Origin of the sequence: Streptomyces sp. NBC_00236, assembly GCF_036195045.1 — a bacterium.
Taxonomy (GTDB): Bacteria; Actinomycetota; Actinomycetes; order Streptomycetales; family Streptomycetaceae; genus Streptomyces.
Genome location: NZ_CP108100.1, coordinates 3,334,025 through 3,355,577 on the forward strand (window position 1 = coordinate 3,334,025; position 21,553 = coordinate 3,355,577).

21 protein-coding genes and 1 tRNA gene are annotated in these 21,553 nt (G+C 71.6%); 10 read left to right on the top strand and 12 right to left on the bottom strand.

All coding sequences use genetic code 11. The features are described 5' to 3' along the window. The first annotated feature begins 487 nt into the window (after positions 1–487). A complete protein-coding gene (locus OG446_RS14895) occupies positions 488–1,357 on the top strand; it encodes a LysR family transcriptional regulator (protein WP_328894495.1) in 870 nt (289 codons plus the stop codon). A gap of 79 nt (positions 1,358–1,436) precedes the next feature. Here OG446_RS14895 and OG446_RS14900 read toward each other — a convergent pair whose 3' ends face one another. From OG446_RS14900 to OG446_RS14915, 4 genes are read right to left on the bottom strand one after another with little or no spacing between them, the layout of a single operon-like run. After that, positions 1,437–2,672, bottom strand: a complete 1,236-nt coding sequence (locus OG446_RS14900) for an FAD-dependent monooxygenase (protein ID WP_328894496.1) — start codon at positions 2,670–2,672, stop codon at positions 1,437–1,439. Beyond that, positions 2,669–2,926, bottom strand: coding sequence for a hypothetical protein (locus OG446_RS14905; RefSeq protein WP_328894497.1), 258 nt, complete (start codon positions 2,924–2,926; stop codon positions 2,669–2,671). The genes OG446_RS14900 and OG446_RS14905 overlap by 4 nt, the downstream gene beginning before the upstream one ends. Next, positions 2,923–3,525, bottom strand: coding sequence for a VOC family protein (locus OG446_RS14910; RefSeq protein WP_328894498.1), 603 nt, complete (start codon positions 3,523–3,525; stop codon positions 2,923–2,925). Before OG446_RS14910 ends, OG446_RS14905 begins: the two co-directional genes overlap by 4 nt. A 60-nt stretch (positions 3,526–3,585) precedes the next feature. Further along, complete coding sequence (locus tag OG446_RS14915) at positions 3,586–5,007, bottom strand: MFS transporter (RefSeq protein WP_328894499.1); 1,422 nt, start codon at positions 5,005–5,007, stop codon at positions 3,586–3,588. Positions 5,008–5,175: 168 nt separating this feature from the next. Here OG446_RS14915 and OG446_RS14920 point away from each other — a divergent pair, with 168 nt between their 5' ends. Next, positions 5,176–6,051, top strand: a complete 876-nt coding sequence (locus OG446_RS14920; RefSeq protein ID WP_328894500.1) for a LysR family transcriptional regulator — start codon at positions 5,176–5,178, stop codon at positions 6,049–6,051. A gap of 17 nt (positions 6,052–6,068) precedes the next feature. On the opposite strand, the gene OG446_RS14925 is transcribed toward OG446_RS14920, so the two are convergent. Next, the gene (locus tag OG446_RS14925; RefSeq protein ID WP_328894501.1) at positions 6,069–7,910 is read right to left on the bottom strand and encodes a class I adenylate-forming enzyme family protein; all 1,842 of its coding nucleotides are present in this window, start codon (positions 7,908–7,910) and stop codon (positions 6,069–6,071) included. A 623-nt stretch (positions 7,911–8,533) separates the two neighbouring features. Here OG446_RS14925 and OG446_RS14930 point away from each other — a divergent pair. The 7 genes from OG446_RS14930 (at position 8,534) to metF (ending at position 15,226) form a co-directional block, all read left to right on the top strand. Beyond that, positions 8,534–9,283, top strand: coding sequence for a hypothetical protein (locus OG446_RS14930; protein ID WP_328894502.1), 750 nt, complete (start codon positions 8,534–8,536; stop codon positions 9,281–9,283). A gap of 64 nt (positions 9,284–9,347) precedes the next feature. Then, the gene (locus OG446_RS14935; RefSeq protein WP_328894503.1) at positions 9,348–10,046 is read left to right on the top strand and encodes an O-methyltransferase; all 699 of its coding nucleotides are present in this window, start codon (positions 9,348–9,350) and stop codon (positions 10,044–10,046) included. Between the two features lie 151 nt (positions 10,047–10,197). Beyond that, positions 10,198–11,379: a 3-deoxy-7-phosphoheptulonate synthase gene (locus tag OG446_RS14940; protein WP_443050272.1), complete on the top strand. Its 1,182-nt coding sequence runs from the start codon at positions 10,198–10,200 to the stop codon at positions 11,377–11,379. A gap of 83 nt (positions 11,380–11,462) precedes the next feature. Next, positions 11,463–11,795 carry an antibiotic biosynthesis monooxygenase family protein gene (locus OG446_RS14945; protein WP_328894505.1) on the top strand — a complete coding sequence of 111 codons (333 nt, stop codon included), beginning with the start codon at positions 11,463–11,465 and terminating at the stop codon, positions 11,793–11,795. A gap of 302 nt (positions 11,796–12,097) precedes the next feature. Next, positions 12,098–13,291, top strand: a complete 1,194-nt coding sequence (metK, locus tag OG446_RS14950) for a methionine adenosyltransferase (RefSeq protein ID WP_328894506.1) — start codon at positions 12,098–12,100, stop codon at positions 13,289–13,291. A gap of 1 nt (position 13,292) precedes the next feature. Continuing rightward, complete coding sequence (locus OG446_RS14955; RefSeq protein WP_328894507.1) at positions 13,293–14,270, top strand: carbohydrate kinase family protein; 978 nt, start codon at positions 13,293–13,295, stop codon at positions 14,268–14,270. After that, positions 14,267–15,226, top strand: coding sequence for a methylenetetrahydrofolate reductase [NAD(P)H] (gene metF, locus OG446_RS14960; protein WP_328894508.1), 960 nt, complete (start codon positions 14,267–14,269; stop codon positions 15,224–15,226). The genes OG446_RS14955 and metF overlap by 4 nt, the downstream gene beginning before the upstream one ends. Before the next feature lie 120 nt (positions 15,227–15,346). Here the strand turns inward: metF and OG446_RS14965 are convergent. The 7 genes from OG446_RS14965 to galU all read right to left on the bottom strand — a co-directional run bounded on the left by OG446_RS14965 (position 15,347) and on the right by galU (position 20,845). Continuing rightward, positions 15,347–15,420 (bottom strand) — tRNA-Ala (locus OG446_RS14965). A 98-nt stretch (positions 15,421–15,518) separates the two neighbouring features. After that, complete coding sequence (sepX, locus tag OG446_RS14970) at positions 15,519–16,688, bottom strand: divisome protein SepX/GlpR (RefSeq protein WP_328894509.1); 1,170 nt, start codon at positions 16,686–16,688, stop codon at positions 15,519–15,521. Between the two features lie 169 nt (positions 16,689–16,857). Continuing rightward, the gene (locus OG446_RS14975; RefSeq protein ID WP_328894510.1) at positions 16,858–17,475 is read right to left on the bottom strand and encodes a GNAT family N-acetyltransferase; all 618 of its coding nucleotides are present in this window, start codon (positions 17,473–17,475) and stop codon (positions 16,858–16,860) included. 17 nt (positions 17,476–17,492) lie between these two features. Then, on the bottom strand, positions 17,493–18,008 hold the full coding sequence (locus OG446_RS14980; protein ID WP_328894511.1) for a MogA/MoaB family molybdenum cofactor biosynthesis protein: 516 nt from the start codon (positions 18,006–18,008) through the stop codon (positions 17,493–17,495). Further along, positions 18,005–18,505, bottom strand: a complete 501-nt coding sequence (moaC, locus tag OG446_RS14985; protein WP_306070417.1) for a cyclic pyranopterin monophosphate synthase MoaC — start codon at positions 18,503–18,505, stop codon at positions 18,005–18,007. Before moaC ends, OG446_RS14980 begins: the two co-directional genes overlap by 4 nt. Before the next feature lie 122 nt (positions 18,506–18,627). Further along, positions 18,628–19,938 (bottom strand): molybdotransferase-like divisome protein Glp, encoded by a 1,311-nt coding sequence (gene glp / locus OG446_RS14990; RefSeq protein ID WP_328894512.1) that lies wholly within the window; start codon positions 19,936–19,938, stop codon positions 18,628–18,630. 4 nt (positions 19,939–19,942) lie between these two features. After that, on the bottom strand, positions 19,943–20,845 hold the full coding sequence (gene galU, locus OG446_RS14995; protein WP_328894513.1) for a UTP--glucose-1-phosphate uridylyltransferase GalU: 903 nt from the start codon (positions 20,843–20,845) through the stop codon (positions 19,943–19,945). A 107-nt stretch (positions 20,846–20,952) separates the two neighbouring features. On the opposite strand from galU, the gene OG446_RS15000 reads away from it, so the two are divergent. Further along, positions 20,953–21,537, top strand: a complete 585-nt coding sequence (locus tag OG446_RS15000; RefSeq protein WP_328894514.1) for a 5-formyltetrahydrofolate cyclo-ligase — start codon at positions 20,953–20,955, stop codon at positions 21,535–21,537. Positions 21,538–21,553 lie beyond the last annotated feature (16 nt).

Here is a 21,553-nt window from a genome sequence, read left to right on the forward strand (position 1 = left end):
CGCTCGAATCCCGGAACTCGGGCCCGAGTCCCGAGCGCCAATACTGGTCAGCTTGGCCGATATTGAGTGCCCATGCGGGGGCCATCGGCGAGTATAGGGAAAGTCAAATTTGGCAGACATTCCGGGCGCCACGGGCGCTCGAATGGCAAATCCAACATCGTACAACTGACTTATTATGTGAAGATGGGGCCGACCGCTACATCGGAGACGTAGCCACACGGGGGCCACTGTGTTCTGTCTCTCCTCTCTTCTGCCATCGGCAGCATCTGAAGAATGCGCGCGCACCGGGCGCCATTCCTTCGCGCAGCGGGTCACCCGCGACCCCCACGTACTCAGGCTCTGATTGTTCGCACCCGCATAGGACCGGAAGACGGGGCCGCCGCACGGCCCGCGCCCCATTACCGGTAGGCGACGCGTCAACAAGTACGTCATGACCGTACGCATGCTCATGCCTTTGCCCATGCCGACCGGGATCAGGTGCTGAACAATGTTGCAGCGTGACATCGAAGTAAAACTTCTCAGAACCCTTGTGGCCATTGTCGACGAGAACGGCTTCGCGCGCGCGGCGCAGACGCTGCACGTGACGCAGCCGACGGTGAGTCAGCAAATGCAACGGCTGGAATCAGTTATCCAGGCCCCGTTGTTCCAGCGCGGAAAACGGCCTCTGCAACTCACGCCGGCCGGTCGGGAGCTGGTGGCGCATGCCCGTCGCGTCATCCTGCTGAACAGCGAAGTCCTCAGCGAGCTGTCGGCGATCCAGAGCCATCAGTCGTTCAGCATGGGATGTTCGGTGCACCTTGCCGACGGGTTGAAGAGCATGATCAGCCAACTGGCGGTGGAGCGGCCGCACTTACGTGGAGCGATGACGACAGGACTCAGCTCCGCGCTCGCCGAGAAGCTCGCTCGTGGGGAGCTGGAGGCGGCCCTGCTGCTGGGGACGGAGACCCCCCGCAGCGAGGTGCTGGGGCGGTTGCGGCTGGCGTGGTTCGGCGAAGCGACCCTCGCTTCCGGGAACAGCTTTCCCATGGCGTTCGACAGCGAGCGGTCGGCGCTGAGCGTACGGATCATCGACACCCTGGCCGAGCGCAAAGTCCCCTGGCACTCGGTGCCCTGGTGCTCCGACCCGTTGTCGGTCCGCGCCTCCGTACAGGCGGGCCTGGCCTACACGGCCCTCCCCGCGAACACTCATCACAACCACCTTTCCCTGCGCCCCACCCCGGAGGGGGTTCTCGGGCCCGCGCCCGAACCCCTGCTCGTCCACCTCGCCTTCTCCGCCACGGCCCGCAAGCCGGTCCTCGAGGCGGCGCGCGCCGTCGCCCGCGCGACGCTCAGGAGTCTGCCCCTGCTCCCTCTGTGAGGCGAGCGCCGCACGACCGCGCTCCCCCTGTGAGGCGAGCGCCGCATGGCCGGCCGGGTCGGCCGGCCATGCGACCGGGTCAGTACGAGGTCCGGGCCGCGCCGCGTTGCACCAGCTTCGGGCCGTAGGGCGCTGCGTCCAGCCACGCCCCCGCCTTCAGGCCGGCCGAGGCCACCGCGGCGGCCGCCCGTCGCCGCAGACGGACCGACCGGCGTTCCGCCAGCATGTGTTCGAGAGCCGCACTGGCGCAGGCACGGTTGTAGACGGCGGCCTCCTTGCGTTCGTCGGCGAACCGGACGATCTCCGCCTGGGCCTCGGCGGGACCCTGCGCCGACAGCGCCGCCCCGACGGCCCGCACCGCCCGGACCGCGTCGGGGATGCTGGAGTTCATGCCCCGCGCACCGAACGGTGCGAACAGGTGCGAGGCCTCCCCCGTCAGCAGGACCCGGCGGTGGGTGTCCGTGAAGGTGGCCGCCACCTGCTGGGCGAAACGGTAGGTGGACACCCAGCGCACCCGTTCCCCGTACGACTCGGGCATCACCCGGGGGATCCACCGCCGCAGCCCCTCGGGCGAGATGTACTGCTCGGGGTCGTCGTTCACCAGGAGGTTGAGGTCGACCCGCCAGCCGCCGGCGAACGGGACGATCAGGACGTTGCGGCCGCCGGCCCCCGGGTGGTGGTAGTGGAAGACCCGCTCGATGGGCAACGGGTGCGCGGGGTCGTCGTCCAGGTCCACCACCACGAAGGTGTTCCGTGAACGCGGACCCTCCAGCGGACTGCCGATGGCGGACCGCAGCGGCGAGCGCGACCCGTCGGCGGCGATCACGTACTCCGCCTGCCACTCCTTGCCCGAGGAGTCCACCAGCCGTACACCGTCCGGGCCGCTGTGCGCCGAGGCCACCTCCACGCCCCAGTGGAATTCCACCCCCTGCTTCTCGCAGGCCGTGGCCATCAGGTCCTCCGTCTGCACCTGCGGCAGGCTGGTGAACGGCGGCAGGCCCTCGCGGTGCAGCGGAGGATAGGTGCGCGCGTATATCTCCCGCCCGGCCCAGAACGACCGCTTGGTGGACCACATCAGGCCACGGCCGGCGATCTCGTGGCCCAGTCCGGGACTGACCAGCTCCAGCTCGCGCAGTGACGCTCCGTGCAGGTACGCGGCGCGGCTGCCCGGCCGCACCGTGTCCTGGACGCGCTTGTCCAGGACCACCGCGGGCAGACCGGCCGCGCGCAGTGCCAGTGCGGCGCTGAGCCCGGCCGGGCCGGCGCCGACGACCAGGACGGGATGGCGGGAGGCCGGTCCGGTGCCGCTGTTCATGCTCCCGCCCCCTCGGCCAGGTGGACGACCTCGGGCGTGAAGGCGACGATGCGGCCGTCGAGGCCGCCGGTCAGCATGGCGTGCCACAGAGCGGGGCGCATTCCGGTCTCCTCGCGACGCAGGACCACTTCGCGGTCCTGGGTGGTCAACTTCAGGTAGTCGCCCGCCCGGTGGACGTCCATTCCGGCGGTCAGCGCGGTGCGGACCACGGGTTCGAACTCCGGTACGTCGAGCACGTACACCGACACCGTCATGCGCCCGGCACCTCCGCGTTCTTGCGTATGAGCTCCGCCTTGCGCTGCCAGAGCGCCTGCGCCGAGGGCTGTGAGGACTCGGCGACGTCGGCGAGCGCGGCCAGGGTCAGTTCCGCGTCGCGGGAGTCGATCCCGGACATGTCGCGCAGCGGCCGGGTGATCTCCAGCTGGATTCCGTTGGGGTCGTCGAAGTAGATCGACTCGATCAGCTCGTGCCCCATCGGCCGGGTCACCCGGACGCCGTGCGCCTTGAGCCTGTCCCGCCACGCCAGGAGCTCCTCCTCCGTGTCGACGTGGAAGGCGACGTGGCGCGAGCGGTGCATCAGGTCGCTCGGCGGCTCCTCGTCGGGAAGGCCGAAGTAGTAGAAGAACGCGATCCGGTTCCCCCGGCCCATGTCGAAGAAGAAGTGCACGAAGTCCGGATAGTCCTCGGTGACCCAGCCCGTCGCCGTGATGGCGTGGACCAGGGGCATTCCAAGGGCCCGGGTGTAGAACTCATGGGTAGCGCGCGGCTTCCAGGTGACGAAGGCCAGGTGGTCGACGCCGTCCAGACGCAGTCCCGGCTCACGGGTCTGCGGGGGCGGTGATGCGCTCTGCAATGTTCCTCCTCGTTCACAGGGGCGGGACGGCAGGGACCGGCGCGCTGCCGGTGAGGCGGGTCAGCGAGCGGCGGAGGGCGTCTTCCCGCGCAGCCCCGTGCCGGTGATGAGAGCTCCGGCCAGCAGGGCCACGCCGGCGGCGACAAGGGCCCACCGGGTCCCGTCGGCGTTCGTCGAGGCGAGGTTGAGGATCACACCGAAGGCGGCGACACCCAGCGAGGCGCCCACCTGGCGTGCGGAGTTGAGAGCCCCCGCGCCGATTCCGGCGAGGTCGACCGGGATCGAGCTCGCCATCCCGGCCACCAGGGCGGGCAGGGCGAAGGAGATCCCGAACCCGAAGGCGAGCAGGCCCACCACGGTGACCGTGAGGTCGACGCCGGAGTTGCCGGTGAACGGCGCCTGGAGCAGCGCGCCGATCCCCATCAGGACGAAGCCGATGGTGGCGGGGCGGCGCGGGCCGATGCGGCCGACCAGCCGGCCGGTGTAGATCGGGTTGAACGCGGTCGGCAGCGTCAGCGGGAGAAAGGCGAGGCCGGCGCTGAAGGAGGAGTAGCCGCGGCTGTCCTGGAAGAACAGCGACAGGACGAACAGGAGCCCGGACAGACCGAAGTTGGCCAGCAGACCCGCCCCCAGCGCGGCCGAGAAGCCACGGCTGCGGAACATCCGCAGGGGGAGCATGGCCGCGTCACCGGCGCGCGACTCCGCGACGAGGAAGGCCACCACCGCGAGCGCCGCCAGCGCGAAGGCGATCAGCACGCCACCGTCCGACCAGCCCTTGGAGGGGCCCTCGATCAGGGCGTACACCAGCGCTGCCAGGGCGGTCACGCCGCTGAGCTGCCCGGTCAGGTCGAGGCCGCTGCGCTGCTTGCGCGCGGTCTCCGGGGCCAGCCGCAGGGTGATGACGAGGCTGGCCGCTGCCAGCGGCACGTTGATCAGGAAGATGGCGCGCCACCCGACCGTGTCGGTCAGGACACCGCCCACCAGCGGGCCGGCGGCGAGCGCGGCGCCCGTGATGGCGGCCCAGGAACCGACCGCACGGGCTCGCTCGGATGCGTCGGTGTACGCGTTGGTGATCACGGCCAGCGACGCCGGGAGCAGCAGCGCTCCCGCCACGCCGAGGGCCAGGCGCAGCACGACGAGCGCGTTGAGCGTCGTCGCCGCGGCCGAGACGCCGGAGAGCACTCCGAACGCCACGAGCCCCCAGAGGAAGATCCGGCGACCGCCGTACCGGTCCGACAGCCAGCCCGCCGTGAGCAGCAGCGCGGCGAAGGTGATGGTGTAGCCGTTGGTGACCCACTGGAGCCCGCTCAGCCCGATGTGCAGGTCGCGGGAGATGGCGGGGAGCGCGACCGAGACGATGGTCATGTCCAGCAGGACCATGAAGTAGCCGAGCGAAAGTCCTACCAGCAGAGTGCGCGAAGGCTTACCGGTCGGTTCCTCGCCGGTGACGGAAGCCCGCTGTGGTTCCGCCTGCGTTGCCATGTGTTTCTCCTCGTTTTCAGAATCGGTCTTTCCGTCGCCGAAGCCGGCTCGTCGGGACGGAGTCTTCATTCAAGCGGAGGCGGAAGCGGAATTGACGGTGGTGACGGAGGGAATACCCTATGGGTGACATCGGCACGGCCGATGGTTCAGCAACTGGGGGGCAGAAGCATGGAGTTGCGGCATCTCCGGACGTTCGAAACAGTGGCCCGGACACTGAGCGTCACGCAGGCGGCCCGTGAACTGCACTACGCACAGTCCAGCGTGAGCGATCAAATTCAGTCGTTGGAGCGTGAATTGGGCGTCGACCTGCTCGACAGGTCGCAGCGAAGGGTTCGGCTCACCGCACAGGGTGCGGTGCTGTCGGAGTACACCGACCGAATCCTCAAGCTTCTGGAGGAGACCCGGTGGGCGGTCTCCAGGCCCGGTTCGGAACTGGCCATCGGCACACTGGAGACCGTGGGGCTGCACCTGCTGCCGACCGTTCTCTCGTCCTACCGTTCGCTCTACCCGCAGGCCCGGGTGCGGGTGGGCCAGGACAGTCGCGGCGAGCTGTACAAGGCGGTACGCCGGGGCGACCTGGACCTCTGCCTCACCTTCGGCGACCCGCCCGCCGACGCGGGACTGCGCTTCGAGACCCTGGCGGAACAGCCACTGGTCGTCATCGTGCCTCCGGACCACCACCTCGCCGAACGCGGTCGCGCCGGCTTGCACGAGCTGGTGGCGGAACCCTTCCTCGCCACCGAGCGGGGATGCGGATTCCGCGAGATGTACGACAGCACCTTCGGCTCGGCGCCGTCGAAGGAACCGATCGCGGAGGTCTCCGGCATCGGCACCCTGGGCGCGTGCGTGGCGGCCGGGATGGGCTGCGCGCTGCTCCCGCTGATCTCGGTGCGCGGACAGGCCGACCGGGGCGAGGTGGCCGTCGTGGAGATCGGCGACACCGACCTGCGCACCACGGTGACCATGACGTGGCTCGACCGCAATTCCACGAACCCCAGCCTGGCCGGCTTCCAGGCGGTGCTGCGCGAGCAACTGGGCGGCTGACCGCGGGCCGCACCCGGTCACGGCCGGGCCTGCTGCGGCTGGGGTGCCTGCGGCGCGGACCGCGGACCCGGTGCGGGAGCGGGCACGGCGGTCCGCGGTGCGGGCGCGGCCGGGGTGCGGGGGCCCGCGAGCGGTGGCAGGGGGATCGCCCTCAGCCGGGAGCGGGCGATCTTGCCGGTGACCGTGGTCGGCAGCGTCTCCACGATCACGAGCTGCTCAGGCAGCTTGTACGTGGCCAGCCCCTTGGCCGCCAGATGGGCGGTCACCTCGCCCAGGGTCAGACCGCCGGCGCCTTCACGGAGCGCGGCCACCAGACAGGAGCGCTGGCCCAGGCGCGGATCCGGCCGCCCCAGCACCGCGTGCTGAGCCAGTTGCGGCAGGTCGTTGAGCAGCTCCTCCACCTCCAGCGCGCTGAACTTCAGCCCGCCCCGGTTGATCAGCTCGTCGGCGCGCCCCCGGTAGCTGACCGAGCCGTCCGGGTTGAGCGCCGCCAGGTCCCCGGAGCGGAGCCAGCCGTCGCCGGTGAGCGCGGCCCGGGTCAGCTCCGGGGCGCCGTGGTATCCGCGGAACATGTACGGACTGCGGTACTGCAGCTCGCCGGCCCTGCCCTGCGCGGCCGGGGCACCTTCGCGGTCCACCACTCTGACCTCCGCGCCGGACACCGGCCGCCCTATGGTCGACGCCGCTTCGGGCGCGTCACCGGGGCGGGTGCAGGTGCCCGCGCCGATCTCCGTCATCCCCCACTGCACGATGAGGCGGGCGCCCAGTGTGCGGCGTACGTCGTCGGCCAGTTCGCGGGGCACGGGCGCGCCGCCGGTGCGTACCTCCCGCAGGTCGGCCAGGTCACCGGGGTCGTACGCCTCCTCCTTCTTCTTCCCCTCCTCCGCCTCTTCCTTCTCCTTCAACACGGCCAGTACGTCGCGCAGTTGGGCCGGGACCGCGAAGGCGGCGGTCGCCGAGGCGGCACGCAGGGTCTCCAGGAAGCGTCGCGCGTCCCACCCCTCGAAGAGGCCGACGCGCCCCCCGGTGACCAGCGCCAGGTGCACCGAGAGCAGACCGAAGGCATGGCTGAGCGGGCTCGCGGAGACGATCGTGTCCGTCGCGCCGAGGCCGCCGTCCCGTGCCACGGCTGCCGCGTTGCCGAGGAGCCCGGCATGGCTGTGCACACAGAGTTTGGGTCGCTGGGACGTCGTTCCGGAGGAAGCGAGAAGCATCAGCGGAGCGTCCGGCCCCTGCGGGCGGCCCACCGGCGTATGGGCCGCGTCCGGCCCCTGCGGGCGGCCCACCGGCGTATGGGCCGCGTCCGGCCCCTGCGGGCAGCCCACCGGCGCCCCCGCCGGTTCCGGTGCCTCGTCCAGCAACTCGGCCGAGTCCCGGAGCCCGGGCGTCTGCGGCCGGGGCGCACCGGTAGCCGGCGACTCGCCGGAGGAGACCCAGACGTGCCGCAGGGACGGGCAGTGTTCGCGCAGCGCGAGCAGGTCGCCCACACGGTCCCGGCCACGGTGTGAACCGCGTGCCACCAGCGCGACGGCCTCGGACTGACCCAGCAGTGAACGGACCTCGTGGGCCCCGTAGCCGGCGTGCAGGGGCAGCAGCAGGACGCCCAGCCGGGCGGTGGCCGCGTGCAGCACCACCAGCTCCCAGCAGTTGGGCAGTTGGGCCGCCAGGACCTCACCGGCTCGCAGCCCCCACCGGGCCAGCGCCCCGGCGGTCCGCTCGGCCTGGACCCGGCAGTCGCGCCAGGTCCGCCAGCGGGTTCCGTCCCACACGGCAGGTCCCGTGCCACGGGCCGCGGCACGCTCCAGAGCTTCGGTGAACGTCAGAAGCATGGTCGTCGATTCCGGGTGGGGAGTGCTCACGAGGATCCTCCGTCTACGGCAGAACGAACGTACGCCGACTTGCCGACACGGATTCTGGGCTGCGGGAGAAGGAATCGTCCAGGGAACCCCTCATAAATATTCGTAATGCTGGCCGGCCGGTCCGAACGATAACCAATCCTTATCCGGCGGCCGATTACCGGTAGCGGCCCCGGTTTTCGCCCGGCGCCACTCCGGTGTTCGCGTCGGCCGATCCGTCGCATCGGCTGGGCCGAACGATTCCGCTGCCGTCCAGAAGACGGGTGCCCTACTGCGCCGTCGCCCTCCTGCCTGCGCTTCCGCGGGATCGTATCGGTAAGAAATCTCAATGAAGACGGGCCGGAATCCACCTTGGACGTCCCTGCGTCCGGCTGCCGCATAGCCGTTCGGTGGGGCCGATGGATGCCATCGAAAAGATCGAACCATCGCATTTACCCAGGACATCCGCTACGTTTCCGGGGCCCGCTCATTTCCGTTCGCGTCATTCTTCATTTCGCGACCACAGGTGGGCTTGCTGAGCGAATGAGAACCACCCCAGAATGTCGACGGCCCCGACACAGGAGGTATCGATGTCCGTTGCTCAGCCTTTCGGTAAAGCGAATGAACGCATGCGGTCGGCCGACGGAATGTCCGGCGAAAGCGCCTTCTCCGGCGCCGACCTGAGACGTCTCGCCGGCGCCGTCGGCGATGCCCGTTCCGCGTGGACGGCGTCGGCGTCGTCACTTCTCGAACAGGTGGGGCCCGGCGGCGATGCCCTCTCCCTGACCGAACAGCACTGCGTCTTCGACCACTGCGCCGTGCTGCTCTTCCCGCGCACCCTCGACTCGGGCCTGCGCCACCTGGAACAGCAAGGGCTCGCACCACTGCCCACCGTGCCGAGCACAGTGGTCCGCGGGAGACTGAGCGAGCGATACGGCCTCGACCCGGCGAAGTGCCGCGTCCACATCACGCGCCTGCGGCCGGAGTTACCGGACGGCCGGCACCACGCCTCGGTCGAGGTGTTCCTCCTCCCCCGCGACGAAGCGGCCTTCGACGGGCGGATCGAGGAGTCCGAGGCCGCGCACGGCTTCGAGCAGCACACCGCGTTCGTGTGCGGCCGCCCGAGCGCGCCCGTACTCGAAAGTCTCGTCACCGCATGGCGCACCGAGGCCGGGCTCCTGTGGGAGGGCGGCGGCTACAACCCGCACGAGGGCCCGCAGGGTTCGACGGTCATGTACTTCGTACGCGACCACACCTGGCCCGCACGGCGACGGCGGTTCGAACTGCACTGCGCCGGCGACCTCCGGAAGTTCACCACCCACATCCCGCGCGACACCGAAGCCGTCCGCCACGCCTACACCGCGTGGCGCCGCACCGAGCACGCGGCTCACCTCTGAGCCCCGTCCCCGCCCCGGCTCTGTGTCCTTGCCCCGCCCCACCCCCCATCCTCAGGAGCACACTGTGTTGCGGAACGACACGCTGACCGCCAGGAACCTGGCCCTCACCCCCGAACTGCACGCCTACCTCCTCGACCAGGGCAGGATGACGCCCGACCCGGTCCTCGCCGAACTGATCGAGCACACCCACAAGGCGATACCCGACCAGGCGCACATGACGGTCGCGCCCGAGGAGGGCGCCCTGCTGACCTTCCTGGTACGGCTGCTGGGCGCCCGCAGCATCGTCGAGGTGGGCACCTTCACCGGGTACTCCTCGCTCTGTCTGGCCCGCGGCCTGGCGCCCGGCGGCTCGCTGATCACCTGCGACGTCTCCGCCGAATGGACCGCACTCGCCCGCGACTTCTGGGCCCGCGCCGGTGTCACCGACCGCATCGAACTACGGCTCGGCGACGCGCTGGACACCCTGCGCGCGATGCCCGCCGAACCCCATCTGGACCTGGCGTTCATCGACGCGGACAAGCCGGGCTACATCGGCTACTGGGAAGAGCTGGTTCCGCGGCTGCGGCCCGGCGGCCTCCTGCTCGTCGACAACACACTCTTCAACGGCGAGGTCATCGACGACAAGCCCGCGCCGAAACCCGCCGCCGTCCGGGCGTTCAACGAGCACGCCCGCAAGGACGACCGCGTGCAACTGGTCATGCTGCCGCTCGCCGACGGCCTGACGATGGCCCGCCGGCTGCCGTCCGGCGAATTCCCCGCCTGATGGCGCACCACAGCGTGCACCGATCCCCACGCCCGCAGCTCCGCCCGGCAGGAGGCCACACGTGAGCGCCGCGACCGGAACCGGCTACCCGCTGCCCTCGCTCGGGGCCGAGGGCCCGTTCGTCGAACTCGACCAGGACTACCCCTGGGACCTGAGCACGGCCGAACAGCAGCCCGTCTGGGGCGACCCCGTACAGGCCGCGGCCATGCGCGCCGAACTGGCCCGGCTGCCGGGCCTGGTCACCTGGGAGGAGGTACGCCTGCTGCGCACCCTGCTCGCCGAGGCCGCGGCCGGACAGTACCTGGTGGTCCAGGCGGGGGACTGCGCCGAGGACCCCGCGGAGTGCGAACCCTGGGCAGTCATGCGCAAGGCCGGCCTGATCGACGCGCTGGCCGGTGTCATGGTGGCCGGCACCGGCAAACCGGTCGTCCGCATCGGACGCATCGCCGGCCAGTTCGCCAAGCCCCGCAGCGCGACCACCGAGACCGTCGACGGCGTCGAACTGCCCGTCTACCGGGGCCATCTGGTCAACGGGCCCGAACCGACCCCCGCCGCCCGGCGGGCCGATCCGACGCGGATGCTGGACTGCTACCACGCGGCGTTCCGCGCCGTCACCTACCTGCGACAGCGCACCAGCGCCTGGATGCCGCCCACCGGCGCCCCCGTGTGGACCAGCCACGAGGCGCTCGTCTTCGACTACGAACTTCCCCTGCTGCGCCGCACCGTCACCGGTGACACCCTGCTGGCCTCCACCCACCTGCCGTGGATCGGCGAGCGGACCCGGCAGCCCGACGGCCCGCACGCCATGATGCTGGCGCAGGTGGCCAACCCGGTGGCGTGCAAGGTCGGACCCACGACCCGGCCGGAGGACCTGCTCGCCCTGTGCGCCCGCCTCGACCCGGGCCGCGAGCCCGGCCGCCTCACCCTCATCGCCCGCATGGGCGCCGGGGCGGTCGCGACCGCGCTGCCGCCGCTCGTCGCGGCCGTACGCGAGGCCGGTCACCGCGTCGTCTGGCTGAGCGATCCCATGCACGGCAACACCGCCACCTCGCCCGCCGGGACGAAGGTCCGCCCGGTGACCGCGATCGTCGCCGAGGTCCGCGGCTTCCTGAAGGCGGTCACCGAGGCCGGCGGAACGCCCGCCGGCCTGCACCTGGAGACGACCCCGCACGACGTCACCGAATGCGTCTGGGGAGACGACCTCTCGGGAGTGGACGCCGCCCACGGCGCCCGCGGACCGTCCCGCCCCCTCCTGTCCTCCCACTGCGACCCCCGCCTCAACCCGGCGCAGGCCGTGGAAGTGGCCCGCGTGTGGGCGAACCCGCCCGCATGAGATTCCGGCACCCGCGGCAGGCCCGGCAGCCCGCTGGGCAAGCCCCCCGCGTGTGCCACCCCCTAGGAAAGGAACACACCACCATGACCGAGACCGTCATCCGCGCCGAGGACGGCGCGGCCTTCATGATCAACGTCTTCGACGTCGCCCCCGAGAACCAGAAGGAACTCGCCGAGCTGATGAGCGAGTGCGCCGACAAGTACATCCGGCACCACACGGGATGCCTCTCGGTGAACCTCCTCACCAGCAATGACGGCAAGCGGCTCCTCTACATCGCGCAGTGGCGCAGCAAGGCCGACATCAAGGCGGCGCTGAGCGACCCCGACATCCAGGCCGTCCGGGAGCGCGCGGCGGAGCTTGCCAAGCCCGACGCGCACGCCTACACGGTCTACGCGCTGCACCACCCGGAGAGCTGAGACGCCGGAGCCCTCCAGCCGGAGCCGCCAGCCGGGCCCTTCGACCGGAGCCCTCCAACCGGAGCCTCCAGCCGGGCCCTTCAACCGGAGCCCTCCAGCCGGAGCCGCGAACCGGGCCCTTCAACCGGAGCCCTCCAGCCGGAGCCGCCGCGCGGGCCGCCGACCGTATCCACGGCCGGCGGCCCGCGCGCGACGGCCTGATCCGGCGTCCCACCGGGCGCCGCCCCCGCCCGTCCCGCCCCTCCCGCCCCTCCCGCCCCACCCCGTCCGAGCCGGTAGCCGCCGCAACCCGAGGGAGCACTGTGTCCCGTCGTCTGTTCACTTCCGAGTCCGTGACCGAGGGCCACCCCGACAAGATCGCCGACCAGATCAGCGACACCATTCTCGATGCGCTGCTCCGCAGCGACCCGGCCTCCCGGGTCGCCGTGGAAACCCTGATCACCACCGGCCAGGTCCATGTGGCCGGCGAGGTCACGACCACGGCGTACGCGCCGATCGCGCAACTGGTCCGCGACAAGATCCTCGAGATCGGCTACGACTCGTCCGCGAAGGGCTTCGACGGCGCCTCGTGCGGGGTCTCGGTCTCCATCGGAGCGCAGTCGCCCGACATCGCCCTCGGCATCGACGTGAAGGACGGCCGGGCCGATGACCTGGACGGCCAGGGCGCGGGCGACCAGGGCCTCATGTTCGGCTACGCCTGCGACGAGACACCGCAGTTGATGCCGTTGCCGATCCAGCTCGCCCACCGGCTGTCGGGCAGGCTGACGCAGGTGCGCAAGGACGGCACCGTGCCCTACCTGCGGCCCGACGGCAAGACGCAGGTCACCATCGAGTACCGGGAGGGCCGCCCGTCCCGGCTCGACACCGTCGTCGTCTCCAGCCAGCACGCGGCCGGCGTCGATCTCGACGGGCTCCTCTCCCCCGACGTACGCCACCATGTCGTGGAGCCGGTCCTGGCGGAGCTCGCCGCACAGGGCACGAAGCTGGAGACCGACCACTACCGGCTGCTGGTCAACCCGACCGGCCGCTTCGAGATCGGCGGGCCGATGGGCGACGCCGGACTGACCGGCCGCAAGATCATCATCGACACGTACGGCGGCATGGCACGCCACGGCGGCGGCGCCTTCTCCGGCAAGGACCCCTCGAAGGTGGACCGTTCCGCCGCGTACGCCATGCGCTGGGTCGCCAAGAACGTCGTCGCCGCCGGACTCGCCACACGCTGCGAGGTACAGGTCGCGTACGCGATAGGCAGGGCCGAACCGGTCGGGCTCTTCGTCGAGACCTTCGGCACGGCCGCGGTGGACGAGAGCAGGATCGGCGCCGCCATCGGCGACGTCTTCGACCTGCGCCCGGCCGCCATCATCCGCGATCTCGACCTGCTGCGCCCGGTCTACGCGCAGACCGCCGCGTACGGGCACTTCGGCCGCGAACTGCCCGACTTCACCTGGGAACGGACGGACCGGACGGACGCCCTGCGCACGGCTGCGGGGCTGTGACATGCGGATCGCCGTCACCGGCTCCATCGCCACCGACCACCTGATGGTCTTCCCCGGACGCTTCGAGGAGCAGCTCCTGGCCGGCCAACTCGGCCATATCTCGCTGTCGTTCCTCGTCGACACCCTCGACATCCGGCACGGCGGCGTGGCCGCCAACATCGCGTACGGCCTGGCCCGTCTCGGCCACCGGCCGCTACTCGTGGGGGCGGTGGGCCGGGACTTCGAGGCACACCACGCCCATCTCGCCTCGCTGGGCGTCGACATGGCCGCGGTCCGCGTATCGGAGAGCAGGCACACCGCACGGTTCATCTGCACCACCGACGCCTCGGACAACCAGCTCGCCTCGTTCTACGCCGGGGCCATGGCCGAGGCCTCGGCCATCGACCTCGCCGACGTCCTGCGCGGCAACCCCGGGATCGACTTCGTGCACATCGGTGCCGACGACCCCGCCGCGATGTCCCGCCACACGCGGGCCTGCCGCACGCTGGGCATGCCGTTCGCGGCCGACCCCTCACAACAACTGGCCCGGCTGGACGGCCCCACCATCCGCGAACTGGTCCACGGCGCGGAGCTGTTGTTCACCAACGCGTACGAGCGGGCGCTCCTGCTCGACAAGACCGGCTGGCACGAGCGGGACGTCCTGGACCGGGTCGGCACCTGGATCACCACCCGGGGCGCCGAGGGCAGCCGCATCGACCGCCGCGGCGAGCCCACCGTCGAGGTCGAGGCCGTGCCCACCACGAAGGCCGTGGACCCCACGGGTGTCGGTGACGCGTTCCGCGCCGGGTACCTGTCCGCGACCGGCCGCGGGCACGACGCGGTGGGTGCCGCCAGGGCCGGATCCGCCCTGGCCACCCTCGCCCTGCGGAACCTGGGACCGCAGACGTACGAGCCGGACCCCGGCCTGCTGGAGACCGCACCGGCCCCGGCCCGCAGCGGTCCCGGCGCGGCGGCGCCGGTCGCGGGAGCAGCGCGATGACCACCGCCCCGGCGGCCGTTGCCCGTCCACCCGTCGTCGCATCGCCCGGGGCCCGGCCGTCCGTGGCGGAGATCCTGGCGGCCGGAGTGCGCTCGTACTCCTTCGAGTTCTTCCCGCCCCGTACGGAGAAGGGCGAGCGCCTCCTGTGGGAGGCGTTACGCCGCGTCGAGGCGGTGCACCCCTCGTTCGTCTCGGTCACATACGGCGCGGGCGGCTCCTCGCGCGCCCGCACCGTCCACGTCACCCGGCGCATCGCGGAGGAGACCACGCTCCGGCCGGTCGCCCACCTCACCGCCGTCGGCCACGACGTGGCCGAGCTCCGCCGGATCATCGGCGCTTACGCCGACGCCGGCATCCGGGACATCCTCGCCCTGCGCGGTGACCCTCCCGGTGACCCGCGCGGGACCTGGACACCGCACCCGCGGGGACTCCGGCACGCCGCCGACCTGGTGCGGCTGATCCGTACCTGCGGCGACTTCTCCATCGGGGTGGCGGCCTTCCCGGAGCGCCACCCCCGCTCCGGGAGCTGGGACGACGACATCCGGCACTTCACCGCGAAGTGCCGGGCAGGCGCCGACTACGCCCTCACGCAGATGTTCTTCCGCGCCGAGGACTACCTCCGCCTGCGCGACCGGCTCCTGGCCGCGGGCTGCGACACCCCGGTCATCCCGGCGATCATGCCCGCCACCGACGTACGCCAGATCCGCCGGTTCGCCGAACTCAGCGACGCCACGTTCCCCGACGACCTCGCCGCCCGCCTGGACGCGGCCCGCCACGATCCCGCCCTGGCCCACCGCATAGGGGTGGACCACGCCACCGGCCTCGCCCAGACCCTCCTGGAAGCGGAGGCGCCGGGGCTGCACTACATCACCCTCAACCACTCCACGGCCGCTCTGGACATCCACGGCCGACTGCGCCTGCCCGGCGCGCCGCAACCTCACACCCCTCCCGGCTGATCGATCGAACCAGCGCCGGGCGCAGGGTCAGCCATCGGCGCAACGCGAAGATCCCGCCCGATCTTTCGATCGGACGGGATCTCGTCACCATTCCTGAGCTGACTCAAGAACAGTCGCAGGTGGACCTGTGGGGATTTGAACCCCAGACCCCCTCGATGCGAACGAGGTGCGCTACCAGACTGCGCCACAGGCCCTTGCAACGAGTGAAACTTTAGCACCCCGACCGGGGTGCTCGGAAATCCATTCCGTGCTGGTCAGCCGAGTCGGCGTCGCAGCGGGCGGAGTGGCCGTCTCACTCGTTGGCCGCGCGGGGCCGGTCGTCCTCGTCGTACTGGTCGAAGAGCGGGGTCCGGCCCCGGTCGCGGGCGCGGCGGGACTGGGCGGAGCGCTGGCGGGGCGCCGGGTCCACCGGGGGTGCCGCGGGCTGCGGGGTGGCCGGCTGGGCGGGTTCGGCGGCGGAGGAGCGGGCCGCGCTCCAGGTCTCCGGGTTGCCGACCTCGATGCCGCCCGTGGCACGCGGGGCGACCGGGGCCGTGACGTAGGTCGGCAGCGGGACCGGAACGGGCTCCCAGCTGTCGCCCTGGACCCGGCCGCGCTCGCGCTGCTGGTCGACCCACTCCGCGTGGTCCGTCTGCTCGACCAGGGCGCGGCGGCCCGCCTCCTGCGGCGAGACCGTGGGCTCGGGCGCGGGGTGGCGGGCTTCGGGGTCCTCGTCGGCGTCGGCGGGGGCCGTCGCGGCCGGCTGGTGCCGGCGGGGGCGGCTCTCGCGGAGCCGCTGCGCGGCGACCTCCGCCCGGCGCCGGTCCATGGTGAAGGCGAACCTGCGACGCTCCTGCGCGCGCAGATGCACGATGTACGTGCTCAGCAGCACGGCGGGGACCGCGGGCGCCCAGAGGAAGCGAAGGCCTCCCACCGCCGCGACGACCGCGCCGAGAGTGAAGCCGAGGAAGAGGACCACGGTGGTGCGTCGGCGGCGCGCGAGGACCTGGAGGCGCTGCGCACGCCGGGCGCGCTCCGCGTCGATTCCACCGGGGCGCGGGCGCCGGGCGGAGGCGGGTGCGGAGGCGGCGGAATCGAGGGAGGGCTCGGGGCGGTCGCGCGCCGGGCGCTTCTGCGCCGCGCGCTCCTGGGCGGAGTGCTCCGGCGTACGAGCCGGGTCGTGGACCCGGGCCTCGGTGTGCGCCGGAGGCGCGGAAAAGGCCCGGACGTCGACGGAATCCATTCGGTCCGTGACTTCGTCCGGGTCGGCGTCGGGCGCCGCCTCCTCGTCGGTGCGCTCCCGCAGCTCCTTGGCGTACCGGCGCTCCATCGCCGCCCGTCCGGACAGCAGCCGGATGGCGGTGCTGAAGCGTTCCGTCGGACGGGCTTCGTTGAGCTCGTCCTGCCTGCGGAGCCACATCGGTACCAAGTAGGCGGCCCAGGCCCCGACAATGACTGCGTAGATGAGGCCGCTGCTGCTCACATCTCACACCGTAGAGGGGTTTGCGTGGAGGCATCCGCCAATTGGCACGGTGTGTCGCACGATCCGGCTGATATCACGGACTTTTTTTGTGATTGTTCGGATCAACAGTCGGTGTTTGCGCGTTCGTTAGCGGTCGCCGCCCGATCAATTTCGAACAGATATTTCATTCCTAGCGGTACTCCGGCCGCTCGGGGCGCTCCGGACGCGACCGGCGCCACCTCCGGAGCAGGCCGTCGGGCACCTCCTCCGCGGTGAGCGCGTAGATCAGGTGGTCCCGCCAGGCGCCGTCGATGTGCAGATAGCGGGGCCGGATCCCCTCCTCGCGGAATCCGAGTTTCTCCACGACCCGCCGGCTGGGCCCGTTCTCGGGGCGAATGCACACCTCGATGCGGTGGAGTCCGACCACCCGGAAACAATGGTCGACGGCGAGGGCGACCGCGGTCGGCATCACACCCCGGCCCGCCACCTCCTGGTCCACCCAGTAGCCGACGTGGCCCGAGCACATCGAGCCCCAGGTGATCCCGGCCACGGTCAACTGACCGACCAGGCGGCCCTCGTACTCGATGGCGAACGGCAGCATCCGGCCGGCGTTGGCCTCCGAACGCAGATGGCGGACCATCTGGCGGTACGTGGGGCGCTGGGCGACCGGTCCGCCGGGCGCGGGCGGGGGCACGGTCGCCTCCCAGGGGCGCAGCCAGTCCCGGTTGCGCCGGTTGACCTCGCGCCACATGCGCTGGTCGCGCATCTTTATCGGCCGGAGGGTGACGTCGCCGTCCACCAGGATCACCGGCCAGGTCGGGACGTTCAGCTCGGGCTCCCCGGTCGGGGGTGATCGCCGCCGCGGAGCTGGTCGACGGCGTGCACCAGGAGTCGGCTCAGGACCGCGAGTCCGTCACGCACCCCGCCGGTGGAGCCTGGCAGGTTGACGATGAGCGTACGTCCGGCCACCCCGGCCACCCCGCGTGACAGCGCGGCCGTGGGGACCTTGTCACGGCCCTCCGCGCGGATCGCCTCCGGAATGCCGGGGACCTCGTGGTCCAGGACGGCGAGAGTGGCCTCGGGGGTGCGGTCGGTGGGCGAGATGCCCGTACCGCCGGTGGTCACGATGACGTCGTACGCGGCGGCCACCCCGTCCCGCAGCGCCTGCTGGACCGGGTCGCCGTCGGGCACGACCCGCGGCCCGTCGACGGTGAGGCCGAGCCCGGACAGCGCCTCGGCGATCAGCGGTCCGCCCTTGTCCTCGTAGACCCCGGCGGAGGCCCGGTTCGAGGCGGTCACCACGAGGGCGCGGTAGCCACGATCCGGCTGCGGGGCGCTCATGCGTCGGCCCCGCCGGGCACGGTGCGCCGGTAGTCGCCGGACTTGCCGCCCGACTTCGCCTCGACCCGGACGTCCGTGATGACCGCGGACTTGTCGACGGCCTTGATCATGTCGACGACGGTGAGCGCGGCGACCGAGACCGCGGTCAGGGCCTCCATCTCCACACCCGTGCGGTCCGTCGTCTTCACGGTGGCGGTGATCTCCACCGCGTCGTCGGCGACGGCCAGATCGACCGTGACGCCGGACACGGCGAGGGGATGGCAGAGCGGGATCAGGTCCGGGGTGCGCTTGGCGCCCATGATCCCGGCGATGCGCGCGGTGGCGAGGGCGTCGCCCTTGGGGACCCCCTCGCCCCGGAGCAGCTCGATGACACGCGGCGAGACGAGGACCCGGCCACTGGCGCGGGCGACGCGCGCGGTGACGTCCTTCGCGGAGACGTCGACCATGCGGGCGGCCCCCGCTTCGTCGATGTGCGTCAGCCTGTTCTGCGTACTCAACTAACTCCGCCTAGCGGTAGGGCGCCGGTTGCCCCGGTGCTGCACCGGGGTGCAGGTCCGGGGTCCGGGGGGTGTCCCCCGGAAGGCACAGCGGCAGATACCGTACCGCCACCGGGCGCCGGTCAGCGGAGCAGGATCACCTCGGTGTCCGCGCCGGGCTCCGCGGAGGTGACGTCCTCGGGCAGCACGATCAGCGCGTCCGCCTGGGCGAGAGCCGCGATGAGATGGGATCCGGAGCCGCCGACAGGGGTGACGGTGCCCGCTTCCGCGTCGTACGTCCCGCGCAGGAACTGCCGCTTTCCGGACGGCGAGGACAGGGGCTTGTCGGTGACCAGCGAGGCCCTGACGGTCGGGCGGTTCACGTCGGGCAGGCCCATCAGGGTGCGGATCGCCGGTCGTACGAACAGTTCGAAGGAGACGTAGCTGGAGACCGGGTTGCCCGGGAGCGCCAGGAGCGGGGTGTGGTCCGGGCCGATGGAGCCGAAGCCCTGGGGCTTGCCCGGCTGCATGGCGAGCTTGCGGAAGTCGACGCCGCCGCCGGGCTCGTCCTCGTCGCCGACGGAGGACAGGGCCTCCTTGACCACGTCGTACGCGCCCACGCTGACGCCGCCGGTGGTGACGACGATGTCCGCGCGGATCAGCTGGTCCTCGATCGTGGCCCGGAGCGTCTCGGCGTCGTCGGAGACGGCGCCGACCCGGTAGGCGATCGCTCCGGCCTCGCGCGCGGCGGCCGTCAGCGCGAAGCTGTTCGAGTCGTAGATCTGGCCGCCGGTCAGTTCCACGCCGGGCTGGACCAGTTCGCTGCCGGTGGAGATGACGACGACGCGCGGCCGGGGCCGCACCTTGACCGTCGACCGGCCGATCGCGGCGAGCAGGCCGATCTGGGGCGGCCCGATCACCGACCCCGCGCGCAGCGCGAGGTCGCCCGGCCGTACGTCGCTGCCGCGGGCCCGGACGTGGGCGCGGGCCCCGGCCGGGCGGTGGACGCGGACCTCGCCCGCCGCACCCTCGGGGGCGTCGCTGTGGGCGCGCATCGTGGCGGCGGGGCCCTCGCCCGTGCCGCCGTCGGTCCACTCCACCGGGACCACGGCCTCGGCGCCGGCCGGGAGCGGGGCGCCCGTCATGATGCGGGCGGCCTCCCCCGGCCCCACGCGCTGGTCGCCGCTCAGTCCGGCGTCGCCCGCCGCGACGTCCCCGATGACGGTGAGGACGGCGGGGAACTCCTCGGTGGCGCCCTCCACATCGGCCACGCGGACCGCGTAGCCGTCCATCGAGCTGTTGTCGAAGGGCGGCAGGGCGATCTCCACCACGACGTCCTCGACCAGGACACAGCCCTGGGCCTCGGGCAGTTGCAGCTCGATGGGTTCGAGCGGCCTCACCGCGGCGAGGATGTCTTCCAGGTGCTCGTCCACCGACCAGATCGTGCTGCTCAAGGTGCTACATCTCCTCGGTGACGTAACTGCGGAGCCAGGTCCGGAAGTCCGGGCCCAGGTCTTCACGTTCGCACGCGAGTCTGACAATGGCACGGAGGTAGTCGCTCCGGTCACCGGTGTCATAGCGGCGGCCCTTGAAGACGACGCCGTGCACCGGGCCGCCCGCCTTCTCGTCCTCGGCGAGGAGCTGGAGGGCGTCGGTCAGCTGGATCTCGTCGCCGCGGCCCGGCTCGGTCCTGCGCAGTATGCCGAAGACCGCGGGGTCCAGGACGTAGCGGCCGATGATGGCGAGATTGCTGGGCGCCTCGGCCGGTTCGGGCTTCTCGACCAGGCCGGTGATCCGCATCACGTCGGCCTCGGCGGTCGGCTCGACGGCCGCGCAGCCGTACTGGTGGATCAGTTCGGGCGGGACCTCCATGAGCGCGATGACGCTGCCGCCCTCGCGCTCCTGGATCTCCACCATCCGGGACAGCAGCGGATCACGCGGGTCGATCAGGTCGTCGCCCAGCAGGACCGCGAACGGCTCGTCGCCGACGTGCGGTTCCGCGCACAGCACCGCGTGGCCGAGGCCTCTCGGGTCGCCCTGGCGGACGTAGTGCATGGTGGCGAGATCGCTCGACTCCTGGACCTTGCGCAGCCGTTCCGCGTCGCCCTTGCGGGTCAGCGCGGACTCCAGCTCGTAATTGCGGTCGAAGTGGTCTTCCAGGGGACGCTTGTTGCGTCCGGTGATCATCAGGACGTCGGAGAGTCCGGCGGCGACCGCCTCCTCGACGACGTACTGGATGGCAGGCTTGTCGACGACAGGCAGCATCTCTTTGGGAGTGGCTTTGGTGGCCGGCAGGAAGCGGGTGCCGAGGCCCGCCGCCGGGATGACAGCCTTGCTGATCCCGTGGTTCGACTGAGTCATGCGCAGAACCTTAACGGTCACGCATGGGCGGAAGATGAGGCTCCGGTTAACTTTGTACTCAAATATGACGGTACAAGAGATCTATGGGTGCCCCGTTGAACACCGACATGTCCGCAAAGACACTACTGAGGCGTGAACTGCTCGCCGCACGACGTCTTCTGACCGGTGAGGCCGTCGAGCGGGCCGCCACGGCTCTGGCCCGTCGCGCACTCGAACTCCCGGAGGTCGCGGGCGCCCGCACCGTCGCCGCGTACGTCTCGGTGGGGAGCGAACCGGGGACCCGCGCCCTGCTGGACGTGCTGCGCGCGCGGGGCGTTCGCGTCCTGCTGCCGGTGCTCCTGGCGGACAACGACCTGGACTGGGCGCCGTACGAGGGAGCGGAGAGCCTCAGGAAGGCCGGGCGCGGGCTGCTGGAGCCGGCCGGGACACCGCTCGGCCCCGACGCCGTCCTGGCCGCCGACGTGGTGCTGCTGCCGGGCCTCGCCGTGGACGGCCGCGGAATGCGGCTCGGCCGCGGCGGCGGAAGCTACGACCGGGTGCTGGCCCGTCTCTCGGCGGCCGGGGCGCACCCCGCTCTGATCGTCCTGCTGTACGACGACGAGGTGACCGCGCGGGTCCCGGAGGAACCGCACGACCACCCCGTGGACGCCGTCGTGACACCGGCCGGCCCGCGCCGCTTCGCCGACGGCTGAAGGCTGCGGACACCGG